This window comes from Streptomyces sp. NPDC007095, from assembly GCF_040634475.1.
Taxonomy (GTDB): domain Bacteria; phylum Actinomycetota; class Actinomycetes; order Streptomycetales; family Streptomycetaceae; genus Streptomyces.
The window spans coordinates 39473-50687 of the sequence record NZ_JBEYFS010000073.1; the positions used below are offsets into that span (position 1 = coordinate 39473).

At 68.6% G+C, this 11215-nt stretch carries 11 protein-coding genes and 4 pseudogenes; 9 read left to right on the top strand and 6 right to left on the bottom strand.

Annotated elements, in window-relative coordinates; all coding sequences use genetic code 11:
• Positions 1–251 precede the first annotated feature (251 nt).
• Entirely contained in the window at positions 252–2582 is a 2331-nt protein-coding gene (locus ABZ656_RS24835; RefSeq protein WP_360270540.1) for a hypothetical protein, read from the bottom strand.
• Between the two features lie 256 nt (positions 2583–2838).
• On the opposite strand from ABZ656_RS24835, the gene ABZ656_RS24840 reads away from it, so the two are divergent.
• The 5 genes and pseudogenes from ABZ656_RS24840 to ABZ656_RS24860 all read left to right on the top strand — a co-directional run.
• Positions 2839–3078: a type II toxin-antitoxin system VapB family antitoxin gene (locus ABZ656_RS24840; protein ID WP_101400442.1), complete on the top strand. Its 240-nt coding sequence runs from the start codon at positions 2839–2841 to the stop codon at positions 3076–3078.
• Complete coding sequence (locus tag ABZ656_RS24845) at positions 3075–3494, top strand: PIN domain nuclease (RefSeq protein ID WP_360270542.1); 420 nt, start codon at positions 3075–3077, stop codon at positions 3492–3494. The genes ABZ656_RS24840 and ABZ656_RS24845 overlap by 4 nt, the downstream gene beginning before the upstream one ends.
• 39 nt (positions 3495–3533) lie before the next feature.
• The gene (locus tag ABZ656_RS24850) at positions 3534–3836 is read left to right on the top strand and encodes an SLATT domain-containing protein (RefSeq protein ID WP_360270554.1); all 303 of its coding nucleotides are present in this window, start codon (positions 3534–3536) and stop codon (positions 3834–3836) included.
• 513 nt (positions 3837–4349) lie between these two features.
• Positions 4350–4586: pseudogene (locus ABZ656_RS24855) on the top strand (C-terminal helicase domain-containing protein); the annotation flags it as partial.
• Positions 4579–4677 (top strand): annotated as a pseudogene (locus tag ABZ656_RS24860) (IS481 family transposase); the annotation flags it as partial. The pseudogenes ABZ656_RS24855 and ABZ656_RS24860, both read left to right, overlap by 8 nt.
• Positions 4678–4681: 4 nt before the next feature.
• On the opposite strand, the gene ABZ656_RS24865 reads toward ABZ656_RS24860, so the two are convergent.
• Both ABZ656_RS24865 and ABZ656_RS24870 read right to left on the bottom strand, forming a co-directional pair.
• Entirely contained in the window at positions 4682–5689 is a 1008-nt protein-coding gene (locus tag ABZ656_RS24865; protein WP_101400440.1) for a hypothetical protein, read from the bottom strand.
• A gap of 85 nt (positions 5690–5774) precedes the next feature.
• Positions 5775–6137 (bottom strand): hypothetical protein, encoded by a 363-nt coding sequence (locus ABZ656_RS24870; RefSeq protein ID WP_101400439.1) that lies wholly within the window; start codon positions 6135–6137, stop codon positions 5775–5777.
• Positions 6138–6361: 224 nt separating this feature from the next.
• Here ABZ656_RS24870 and ABZ656_RS24875 point away from each other — a divergent pair, with 224 nt between their 5' ends.
• The 3 genes from ABZ656_RS24875 (at position 6362) to ABZ656_RS24885 (ending at position 8984) form a co-directional block, all read left to right on the top strand.
• The gene (locus ABZ656_RS24875; protein WP_360270545.1) at positions 6362–7246 is read left to right on the top strand and encodes a helix-turn-helix transcriptional regulator; all 885 of its coding nucleotides are present in this window, start codon (positions 6362–6364) and stop codon (positions 7244–7246) included.
• A gap of 569 nt (positions 7247–7815) precedes the next feature.
• On the top strand, positions 7816–8037 hold the full coding sequence (locus ABZ656_RS24880) for a hypothetical protein (RefSeq protein WP_101400437.1): 222 nt from the start codon (positions 7816–7818) through the stop codon (positions 8035–8037).
• A gap of 437 nt (positions 8038–8474) precedes the next feature.
• Positions 8475–8984, top strand: a complete 510-nt coding sequence (locus ABZ656_RS24885; RefSeq protein ID WP_360270547.1) for a hypothetical protein — start codon at positions 8475–8477, stop codon at positions 8982–8984.
• A gap of 260 nt (positions 8985–9244) precedes the next feature.
• Here the strand turns inward: ABZ656_RS24885 and ABZ656_RS24890 are convergent, their stop codons facing one another.
• The 3 genes and pseudogenes from ABZ656_RS24890 to ABZ656_RS24900 all read right to left on the bottom strand — a co-directional run.
• Positions 9245–9928, bottom strand: a complete 684-nt coding sequence (locus tag ABZ656_RS24890; protein ID WP_101400435.1) for a DUF6308 family protein — start codon at positions 9926–9928, stop codon at positions 9245–9247.
• A gap of 363 nt (positions 9929–10291) precedes the next feature.
• The gene (locus ABZ656_RS24895) at positions 10292–10816 is read right to left on the bottom strand and encodes a TniQ family protein (protein ID WP_101400434.1); all 525 of its coding nucleotides are present in this window, start codon (positions 10814–10816) and stop codon (positions 10292–10294) included.
• Positions 10813–11052 (bottom strand): annotated as a pseudogene (locus ABZ656_RS24900) (transposase); the annotation flags it as partial. The pseudogene ABZ656_RS24900 and the gene ABZ656_RS24895, both read right to left, overlap by 4 nt.
• On the opposite strand from ABZ656_RS24900, the pseudogene ABZ656_RS24905 reads away from it, so the two are divergent.
• Positions 11049–11215 (top strand): annotated as a pseudogene (locus ABZ656_RS24905) (DUF5954 family protein); the annotation flags it as partial. The pseudogenes ABZ656_RS24900 and ABZ656_RS24905 overlap by 4 nt on opposite strands.

Below are 11215 nucleotides of genomic sequence, written 5' to 3' on the forward strand. Positions count from 1 at the left end.
TCCAGCCGGGATCCAGCCGCCGTGAGCGGCGCACCCCACCCACGGGCCGTGACTGCCGGCTCCGTCCCAGCCGAGCCCTCCACACCCATGCCGTATCGCGCCATGGTCGATGTATGGCCAGCAAGTGGGCGACCATCACTCCCGACGCATCCCTGGTCGAGGCCCTGGGCGGTGCTGCCGAGGCCCTGCACGGTCGGCCGCCGCACACACGCGCTGCCGGTCGGCCCACCATCTTCGCCCTCAGGCCGGAATCAGTGACGCTTCCCCCGCTTCTTCGCGCTCTTGCCGCCTCGGCCGCGCCCGGGGGCTGACTGCAGCTCACGTGTCCGCTCATGGTGTGCTTTCTCGCATGCCGCGCGTGCCTGCTCCGCCTGCCGGGCCGCCTCGCCGTCCGGGTGGCCCTCCAACAGCTCCAGGATGTGCTCTGCGGAGAAGGGCTCTGCCCGGGCGAGCTCCGCGAGGAACTCCGCCCCTCCGTCCGGCCACGCTTCGGCGCACCGGTCGAACTCCTCGTAGAAGGCGGTGACTTCAGGAATCCCGGTGTCGTCCCCGCTGGCGGAGATGGTCTCGCGCCAGGCCGGGGCCGCGTAATCCTGAAGGCGTTCCAGCCACCACAGCAGGCGGGACGAGAGCGGTACGGACTCCTCCGCGACGTCCTGGCCCGCCGCCCGTAGTACTTGCGCGGCCCAGGCACCGAGCAGCGGATCTCCGGTGTACTCGATGAGCTGTTCGGCCGGAGCGTCGGGCAGCATGCGCGCGACCAGCCTGCGGCGGTCGCCCCGGCTCCTGCCCTGTACGGGGGTGGCTAGGGCCGCGAGGAGTTCGGGCCAGCGCATCCCGTTGCCGGCCGCGAGCCACTGGTGCAGCACCCGGTGGGCCGCGTGCTCCTCCCAGTTCTGTGCGCCGGCGACGAGCCGGTCGGCGTCGAGCGCGAGCACCGCCTCCATGGTGGGGAAGCGCTCCGCCGCCGCCACCGGCGCCCGCTCCCCGTCACGCGTCGGCCAGCCACCGCCGTGGGCGAGCATCAGCGCCTCGCGCACCAGCGCCGCGGCCATCGGGGTCAGCCCGTACGCATCACCGCGCCTCCACACCACCCCGGCCTCGGCAAGGAGATCGAGCCGGCCGACGAGGAGCCGCGCGGACGGTTCCAGATCCGCGACGTCCCGCTCGTCCAACTCCCCGATTCGCAGCAGCCGTTCGAGCTCGGGGACCGGCGGCAGCTCGTACGGGACCGCCTCCTCGCCCACCACCTCGACCGGCGCGTCGATCTCCGCCGTCGGTGACACCACCCAGTCGGCCGCCACGGCCGCGTCCCGGGCCACCGATCGGACCTGCCCTCCCGCGGCGCAGAGCCCGACCACGTCGCCCAGGACCTCGCCCTCGTACTCCACGCCCAACTCGGCATCCGTACCGATCCGTTCGCAGAGCACGACCAGAGCGCGCACCGCCAGCGCCACGAGCTCTGCCTCGTCGCCCTGCCGCCACACCTCCAGGGACGGTCCTGCACAGAGCGCCCCTTGCGCATCCCGGTCCAGGAAGTCGGTCAGCAGCGCGAAACGGACCTCCTCGGCATCGGCGTCGGCGTCCTGAGGCGGGGCCTCGGCGAGCCGCGCGGCGGGCGCGAGCAGTCCGCTGTCACGCAGCAGGGCCACACACCGGGCCCGGTCCTTTGGCAACGGGTGTGGCACGGCGAAGAGTTCGTCCCCGTAGCGCTCGGCGTACCAGTCCGCGATATCCCCTACGGCCGTCACCAGCGCCGCATCCAGGAGGCGCGGTCCGGGGACGGGCAAGGGCACACGCTGCGCCGAGCCAGCCACGGCGTCCACGGCCGCCCACCGACGCGCCGCCTCCAGACCGGCATCGGTACTCGCTCTCAGCCATGTGTCCGGCCCTTCCGCCTCCATCAGCCGCTCCACCCGTGCCTCACCGAGCAGTCCGAGGATCCACGGCGCCTCGTCGGACCGCATCAAGGCCAGCGTGAGCTGCTGCCCGAGGAGTGCGGCGGCCATCGTCTGCCGCTGCACGGCAAGACCCCGCCGGTAGGGGCCGAGTGCCCACGTCTGAGCGAACGGAGTCCCGCTCCCGGCGGCTTCCGGCAGACAGAGCAGCGCGGCGCGCTCCGCGTACGGGAGCCGCGACAGCTCCTCGAGCCCCGCCTCCACCGCGTCCGCATTCCGTACGTCGACGCCACGGGCACGCAACAGGCCGTCCCAGAACCGCGCCGAGGTCAGCTCACGCGGGTCGGTCATCAGCCGCTGGTGCTCCCCGGCACAGGCATCGACCGCTTCCCGCAGCCGCGTATGCCTCTTGGCATTGAGCCGCCCGTCCACACGGGTCCGGTCCGCGAGCACCCGCAGCACCTCCAGCGCAGCCCCTTCCGCACAGGCCGAGACGGGCAGAAACTGCGGCAACGCCTCCAGGAGCACCACCCGCACCAGATCGGGTGTCGCCTCGGGCAGCCCGTCACGCACCTTGGCCCCACTCAACGCCAGCAGATGCACCACCGCATCCGCGGCCACCGGGTCGAGAGCCTCACCCCGCTCCGCACCCCAGGCGACAAGGGAGCCGACGGCCAGCGACATAGCTTCGTCATCACACATCACCACGCGACCGTACCGACCGGACCCGCGGCCCGGGGAACCCGCCGCGGGGCCGGAGGCCGAGGGGTACCATACGCGGCCAAAACGCGGAAACTCCACAGAATCAGTGCGGATCCAGCCACCGGAAACGGCAGGGAGCGCCACTTCGACGCCATCACCACCCCGAACTGGGTATATAATTTTCGCGACCGAAACGATATACCTGGCTTTCCGTCCATCACCCGAAGGAAGGCCCGACATGTCCAAGACCCTGGTCGAGATCGACGACGCGGTCCTCGAAGAAGTGCGTGACCTGCTGGGCACCACCACCAAGGCCGCTACCATCCGTGAGGCCCTCCTCGATGTCGCCAAGCGCGGCCGGCGCCGCCGGGGCATCAATGCCATCAAGGCCGGACGGTTCGACTTCTCGGAGATCATCGAGGGCAGCGGCCCCAAGAACCACACCTCCGACAGCTCGTCCGCCGCCGACACCGTATGACCGCCACACGCTTCCTCCTCGACAAGTCCGCCTTCGCCCGCTGGAGCAGCCCCGCTGTCGCTCTCGTCCTGGACGAGCTCGACCAGCGCGGGCTCCTAGCGGTCACCGCCGTCATCGAAATGGAGCTTCTGCACAGCGCCCGCGACCGCAAGGAGGCCGACGAACTCCAGGAGATGCTCTCCGGCTTCGACTACCTCCCCTGCCCCGACGAGGTCTGGGACCGCGCCAAGGAACTCCACCGCGCCGCGCTGGACCGCGGCTTCCACCGGGCCCTGTCCATCCCCGACCTCGTCATCGCCGCCTGCGCCGAACGCCACAGAGTCACCGTCCTGCACTACCACGGCGACTTCGACATGATCGGCGACCTCACCGGCCATCCCTCCCAGTGGGTCGTCGAACCCGGAAGCGTTCCCTGAACCACTCCGCCAGCTGGTGCGCCACTTACCGAACTGGCGCTGGGCTGCCTCAGCGGCGTGCTGGCTGCTGCTTCCGGCGCCTTTGCGGTGGAGGTGCTGGCGGCGTGGGTGGCCGTCGTGGCCTCGGTCTCGATCGCCGTGACTGCGCACGCGGTCGCTCAGCGGTACGCGTACCAGCAGCTCGAGTTCACGCGCACCGCCGAGGAGTTGGAGCGTCTGCTGGAGCGATGGACCATGGCTGCCGACCGCTCCGAGGACTTCATCGACGCTTTCGTCTCCGAGTGTGAGGGGGTCATCTCCATCCAGAACGAAGCCTGGATGATCCGGTGGACTGTGGGCTAGCCGGCCGACGGGCCGCCCCTGCGCCGGGGACAGGCCGACGTGGACCGGCCGCAGTTCCGCTCAGATGCGCAGGAGCAGCGGATCGCGCCGCGCAGGGCCGGTTCCCCTTGGCCGGGCCCCTCTGAAACGGAAAATCCCAGTTCAGGTGGGCAAGCGGCAGCGTCAGCCGACGGAGGGGCTTGGGACGGTTGTGGTGCTCAGAGCGCAGTTTCTATGGGGGCGAGGGTGACCTGGTGACCGAGGGCCTGGAGCTGGCGGACGAGGACTTGGGTCTTGAGGGCTGGGTTGACCAGGCGCTGGTGGTGGTGTGTCCTCGTCGGCCTCCAGAAGGCAGATCCCGGCGAGTTGGGCGGTGATCCGCTGCCACAATTCATCCGCCTGGACGGTGATCCGGTCGATGGTGTCCAGCAGTAGCCGGCACAGGTACGCGTGGTGATCGTCGAACTAGCCGGTCAGTGCCTCCACAAGCGCGTCGTGTTTGGAGACCAGGCGGCCACGGGCCAGGTCGGCACCGCCGGCACCGGCCTCAACCTCACCCGCGCCACCCACGTGATCCACTACGACCGGTGGTGGAACCCCGCCGTCGAGGACCAGGCCACCGACCGCGCCTACCGCATCGGCCAGGACCGCCCCGTCCAGGTCCACCGGCTCACCACGCAGGGCACCGTCGAGGACAAGGTCGCCCGCCTGCTCGGCGCCAAGCGCGTCCTCGCGGACCAGATCATCGCCTCCGGCGAGGCCGATCCGTGACCGGGACTCGACATTTACCGCCGCGTTCGACTCTGTCCTCGCGGACGCGGGTATCGAGGTCGTACTCAGCGGCGTCCGGATGCCGAGAATGTAGGTCACCGGCCTGGACGCGCGCTGGGTTCGCCCGTCCCGGAACCGGGACCTGCAGCGAGCTCGTCACGGGCGACGATCGTCTCGGCTCGGGCGAGCGCGGCCGCCCCCGTGCGCCGGAACGCCGCGTACCCGGCCGTGTTGAGCCGGACCAGCCGGTCGATGTTCTCCTGCTTGGCCCGGTCGTGAATCGCCACGAGACCGGTCGAGCTGTTGCATTCGGCGGCGGCCACTGCCATGGCGATCTCGCGTTGCCTGGTAGTCGCCTTGTCCTCCCCCAGCTTTGTGTACGGGACCAGGGCCTGTCTCATCAGCTCGGTGGGCGCCTGCGCGTTGTAACCCTTGGTGTGAACACAGGAGACCCAGGCACGCTGGGCGGCCTTGTAGCGAGGATCGGTGCCTGCCTCCTCCGAGGCCGACTGCAGGACCTCGTTCGAGAACGTGACGTACTGCAGGTAGGCCGGCAGCGTCCCGTAGATCTGTTCGTACGCGTCCGCCTGGCAGCCTTGGCGCGGAATGCTCCACACCGATCCGTTGGACAGGCGCTGATCGATCCGGTCCTTGGCGTTGCCGACCACGGCTGTCTCGTAGCGGGCCTGCTGCTCCGTGGACAGCGAGGCGACGTAGCGCGTGTTGGCGTCCGGCGGTTCGGCCCCGTTGAGCGTTGCGGCCGAGGCGGTCCCGCCGAAACCGTGGACTCTGGCCTGGTCCACACTCTGGTTGTAGGGGGCTTCTGCCATGTGCGGGGGCCGTGTCCCGCCGGTTCCGAACAGGGTGTACTTGAAGTACTGCCGCTTCAGGCAGGACCGCAGCAGCAGTTGGTCGGCCAGGTTGATGGTGTCCACGTCGCGCTGCGGGAGCGCGCCCTTGATTGCCGGTGAAGCCTCTGGCGCCGACGTCGCGACAGCGCGGGGCGTGCCGCTCGCCTCCGCCGCGCAACCCGCCGTAACCGCACCCACCGTCAGCGCCAGGCCGGCCAGCAAGAACGGGCGCATCGTCAGTGACATCTGCATGCTCTCCCCTCCGCGAACCCGACGGTGGCCCGGGCGATGCTCTCCCGGGCCCACCGCCGCGAATCAGGTCAACCTGCCGACGCCGTCAGCAGTTGTTGTTCCAGAAGTTCGAGCCACCGACATGCCCGGCGTTCGCCACCGCCAGATGCCACGGCACGCAGTAGTCGTAGTTCCCCCACTTGTCGTACACGGTGACGCCCAGGCCCGATTTGCCCCAGTTCAGCGCGGAGCCGTCCTTGCCGACGCCACCGAAGGCGTTCCAGTTGGGGTTGGTGTCCTTCAGCTCCATGTTCGGGTAGCCCTGGCCGTCGTTGCCCGCGTAGGTGCAGAAGTACCCCGCCGGACAGTGGTAGTAGTCGCCCGCGGCAGCCGGCCCGGCGGCCGCCCATCCGCCCACGGAGAGCGCCCCGATCGCTGTCATCAAGGCAGCAAGTCGCTTGATGGCCATGCGTGATTCCCCTCTGCCGTCCCGGCGCCTCGTGGCCGGGCCTGCGAGAAGACTTGCGGGTCCGCACCATGCGCGTATTGCACGAATGCGACACGGCACGAGCACTTCCAGCGCCGCCCACCCTCCCCTGTTGCGGACCTCTGGGTTCCGCCAACGCCCCGCAAATGTCGGCGTAATGTTCCCCAATGGTTGACATGTGCGCATCACTCAAACATGGAGGAATCATGAGCCACTCGGAGGTCTCCCGCCACGAGCACCTCGGACCCGAGCTGGCCTGCCGTCCCGCCGCCCCCGCCCTTCGCGGGCAGGTGCTCGGTTACCGCGGCTTCCGGTTCGGTCCCCGCAGTCAGCGACGCCGGCTCATGGTGCCGGACGGCGTCGTGAAGATCATGCTGGGGTTCGGTGCCTCTCTGCGGATCGTCGACGCGCTGAGACCGACGCGCGCCGCGTCGGTGGCCTCCCTTGCCAGCGGGGTACGCACTACTGCGGTCGTCGGTGAGCACTGCGGGCTCCTGCACGGCGTGACGGTCATGCTGACGCCGCTCGCGGCATACCGCGTCTTCGCCGTCCCCATGACCGAGTGGGCGGAGCTCGACGTGGATCCGGAAGACCTCGTCGGACGTAAACTCCGGCAGCTCACCGAGCAACTGGCCGACCGCCCCGACTGGGAGTCGCGATTCGCCTTACTCGACCGCGTACTGACGCACCGGCTCCAGAAAGGTCCACGCTGCGCACCGGAGGTGGCCTGGGCCTGGGACGAGGTCCACCGCACCGGCGGACGCATCCGGGTGGACGCCCTGGCAGCCGGTACCGGCTGGAGCCGCCGCCAGCTCGAACGCAGGTTCCGCCAGCAGATCGGCCCCACCCCGAAGGCACTCACCCAGGTACTGCGACTCCAGGAGGCCCTGCGGCACCGGGAGACCGGGCTGCCCTGGGCGCTGGCCGCGGCCCAGGCCGGCTACCACGACCAACCGCACTTCGACCGGACCTTCAAGAACATGGTCGGCTGTACGCCGAGCCAGTTCCGCGCCGACCGCACCACCGGCGCGCACACCGGACGACTCGACTTCCTGCCCAACCAGATCACCAGCGTCCTGATCCCGGGATGAGTCCGAGGTCGTCGGGCAACGGAAGCCCTCTTCCGCCTGCGCCTTGATGCGGCCTCACATGACCAAAGGCCGGGGCGACTTCGCCTACGCGGGCAAGCCAACATACCGGGCCGAACACCAACACGCACGCCTGCAGGCCCGAGACAAGTCCCGGCTCGTCCGGCACTGCTTGCCGACCGAATCAGTTGGTCAGGCTCTACCAGGCAGGGAAGCGCACCGCAGGCATGAGCCGTGCGGCCGGGACCTGGCAATGCCGGACTCCCTCCGGTCCCACTTGTACTGCCGCTCGTCATCGTCCTTCATCAGCACGCCGGCCTCGACGATCGTCCAGGAGGCCTACCAGAAGCTCGCCCACCGGGTATCCAGCTGCCCAGAAGAAGCGCTTGGTCTCTCCGAACTGGTAGGCCGCGGGGAAAATTCCCGGACTGTCCTTGCCGAGAACCTCATCCACCCAGGTCAGGCCACGAGTACACACACGTGGCCTACCTGGGTGGATGAGGTTCATCCGGTCATACTGCGAGCGAGAGCGAGGGCCAGATGGCGTCCAGTTCCATGGGGAGCTGGACACCATGGCCATGCTCGCGCCCGGAGCGCTGCGGCAGATGGTCATCGCCCATCTCCAGGCGTACCCCGGCGAGGCGTTCACGGCCACGCGCATCAGCCGCGTGATCGAGAAGTCGTCGGGGGCCATCGCCAACGCGCTGGTCACCCTCGCCCGGCAGGGCATCGCCGAGCAGTTGGACGACCGGCCGCGCACCTACCGTCTGGCGACGCCGGAGGGCAACGGATAGCCGACCGGGCATAGCGAACCGGGCTGGTTCCCACGGGGGTTGGGAACCAGCCCTGCCGCTGCGCGAGTCTTCCACACCCTGTGGACGGAGGCAGGGAGAGAGGGGGTCTGATGGCGGACTGACCAGGGCGTTTCTGACGGCTCTTGCCGGGGTGGGTGGATCAGTGCTTGAGCTGGGCAGGCACTCCTTATGGTGCGGCGACGTGAGCTCACGGACGCGCAGTGGCAGAAGATCGAGCCGTAACTGGCCTCCTTCATGCCGCGCTTGAACGGTTCGGTGACCGTGCGGAGGACGACGTACAGGTCGCCGACCTCGGACATACCCGTCCCCTCCTACCGGTAGATTGAGGGGGTTGGGTGATGGACTGGTGCATGTGAGGTGTACGGTCCCGATGCCGCGCCCCCGATGAGGGGCGCCCGGCCTGTACAGGGGGGATCGTGAGTCAGCAGCCCGTTCCGGCGCCGAAGAAGCCGCTGAGCAGGAGAAAGAAGATCGCTATCGGTGTCGGGGTGCTGATCGCAGCTCCGCCGTTCATCGCGGGCATGGTCTCCGAAGTCAACGACGCCGCCACACACGACACCTCGGCAGCAGCCGCGACGCCTGCAGCGAGCCACAGTAGTCCGGCAGCGAAGACGAAGCGGGCCCTGGCCACGCATGCGTCGACGCCTGGGCCGGCGCAGAAGCTGGCCGACCTCGATGGGACCGGTCGGCCCGCCAGCGAGTACCAACAGGTTCTCGACGCATTGGCACCCCGCTGCACCGAGAACCGCCCGCACCTGACAGCCGTCGTCAACGCAACGCTGGAAGACCTGCAGAAGAACGGCGTCAACGACGAGGACGAGTTCAGCGTCCTGCAGCATCTGGAGCAGTCGGTGCCCGCCGGGAACCCGCGGGTCAACTGCGCGTCGGTGGCGGCGGCTTACGCCACCCTACGCGAAGGGAACTAGGCGTTTCTGGCGGCTCTTACCGGGTGGGTGGATCAGTGCTTGAGCTGGTCAGGCACGCCCTATGGTGCGGCGACATGAGCTCACGGACGCGCAGTGGTCCTTCTGACGGAGCGTGTGATGTCCCGTTCCACTTCCAAGGATGTGGAACACAGCGTGACGCTCGACGCGCCACCGGGCGAGATGATCATGCCGAGTTCACGACCTCCCCTTCCGCGAGGTGTTCACTCTCGGGGCCAGGCGACCCATTGGTAAGATCGGTACTACCCGAGCTGCTTCCCAGCGTTCCATGCCACAACATCCAGCAATCGCAGCGGGACAACATCGTCCGGTGCCGACCGAGCAAGGACGCCCCATAGTTCGCGCTGCGTAGTGAGGTCGCGCACCATGCTCTCGGCCAGTTGCTCGAAGAAGCGGGCCCAGGAGCGCTTGCTGACCTCGGGTATCGGGAAGCCGGCCTTAACTGGGCCGACGTAGCACGCGAACACCTTCGTGTCATAGAGCGGCACGAACAGCGGCCGCTTCCGGTGCAATGTCTTCATGAGGATGGTGCCCTTGACATCCGTCCACTCCTTGTCAGGGTCGGGCACATCAAGAACGGTGGCAAGACCCGCGAGGAGTGCGGAATGGGAGCCGTCGGCGACTGCCGCTTCGAGTGTCAGGTCGAGCGGGATCGCGGCGAGTCCTGCTTCCAACGTCGGCCGCATGCCTTTCAATGTCCGAAAGCCCCGGATCGTCGGGGCCGCGTTCAACAGGACGGGTGCGAGCAGGTCGCCGTCGCTGAGTTCGTTCGGCCCCGTTCCGGTGTCCATGCAGTCGTAGAACGGGTATGCGTACGGCTTCTTCGCGGTCTGGTTGGCCTCGGCGTCAAAGTAACTGCTCACCCATGCTTCGGCAGTGGTGAGCGGGACGTCATGGCCGCCAACGCGGATCAACTTCTCGGACACGGTCCCCCTGTCGGATGCCGAGGAGGGACGTTACTCCTTGGGTTGCGGTTGCACCTCTCACTGTGACGTCGGATGGACGCCATGATGAGCAGCGTGACGAAAAGGTGAGCATGCGTCCAGACCAGCTCGCGCTGGCACCCTGACCTGGGCACAGGTTCGTCGGCGAGTTGGCCACCCCTGGCCTACCTGCGCGGTACGCGGACCGGGTCGCGCGCTCGCATAGCCGGTGTCGACCAGAGCAGGGATGCCGTGCTCGGCGGAGAAGTGGTTCAGGGCATCGAGCAGGCCGTCACACCAATAAGAGCAGGTCACCCTCGTCCAGCGCCTGGCAGCGATGCCACCGCCAAGGATGTGGAAGGGGCATCAGGCAAGGTCGGTACGACCGAGATCGTGGGCGCTGGGCAGGAACTCGGCGGGGACGCCGACGCCGAACAAGAAGGCGCGCTCTTCTTCGAACCAGTCGAGGGTGCGGCAGCCGAGGGTGAGCAGGATCAAGAGCAGCCGGGCGGAGTCTCGGTCCGTGCGCGCCAGGGTGAGGGCCGCCTCTATCTCGGCCATGACCTCCTGCCAGGAACCGCGGTGCGGTGCGGGCCGGTCGCGGTCGTAGATGTGCCGGTGCTCTGGCCCCATCGTGGAGGCGAGGCGGCCGAAAGCGATGATGGTCCCATCGGCGACCATGCGCAGGGCGGTGCCGGCGGCGTGCAGCATCGTCATCGGCGGGTCGTAGTCCAGGTCGGCTGGCACGGCCAGGTCGACCAAGCCGAGGTTGCGGGTGAGCAGCTCTTTCACCGGTATCTCGTACAGATCGGCGAGCCTGTTCAGCCACGATGACAGCGACTCCAGAGGGCCGGGCTGTGGGTGCAGCGGCCAGCGCTGCACCGGACTCATGTCAGCTCACGCTCGAACAGGCGACGCCGTTCGGTCGGCCCGGCGTAGCGCGAGAGCCGCAGAGTGCGCTGGTTGATGGCCTCCTCGCCGGATTCGATTGCGGCGACCGCGGCGTCGGTGAGCAGGTGGGCCAGCTCGCCGATCGTGCCCTCGCTGCGGGTGAGCAGGTTGCGGGCCATCTCTGCGGCGGCGATCGACGAGGGCCCACGTAGGGGGAACGAGGTGGCGAAGCTGGCCCCTGCTTTACCAGTTCAGCGAGGCCAAGAAGGCCGCCTATGCCAGGGCGGCCGAGGAGTTCAAGGCCGCCGGCCGTGCCGATGAAGCGCGTGTGGGCGACCGCCTGTTCCGGATCTGCCGCATCGAGCGGATGGTCCGCTGCGGGCCCGACGGACCGGAACC

Coding starts and splice junctions, on each gene's coding strand:
- ABZ656_RS24845 (WP_360270542.1), top strand. CDS start 3,075: ATGACCGCCACACGCTTCCTCCTCGACAAGTCCGCCTTCGCCCGCTGG.
- ABZ656_RS24870 (WP_101400439.1), bottom strand. CDS start 6,137: ATGGCCATCAAGCGACTTGCTGCCTTGATGACAGCGATCGGGGCGCTC.
- ABZ656_RS24865 (WP_101400440.1), bottom strand. CDS start 5,689: ATGCAGATGTCACTGACGATGCGCCCGTTCTTGCTGGCCGGCCTGGCG.
- ABZ656_RS24880 (WP_101400437.1), top strand. CDS start 7,816: ATGGCCATGCTCGCGCCCGGAGCGCTGCGGCAGATGGTCATCGCCCAT.
- ABZ656_RS24835 (WP_360270540.1), bottom strand. CDS start 2,582: ATGTCGCTGGCCGTCGGCTCCCTTGTCGCCTGGGGTGCGGAGCGGGGT.
- ABZ656_RS24895 (WP_101400434.1), bottom strand. CDS start 10,816: ATGAGTCCGGTGCAGCGCTGGCCGCTGCACCCACAGCCCGGCCCTCTG.
- ABZ656_RS24875 (WP_360270545.1), top strand. CDS start 6,362: ATGAGCCACTCGGAGGTCTCCCGCCACGAGCACCTCGGACCCGAGCTG.
- ABZ656_RS24840 (WP_101400442.1), top strand. CDS start 2,839: ATGTCCAAGACCCTGGTCGAGATCGACGACGCGGTCCTCGAAGAAGTG.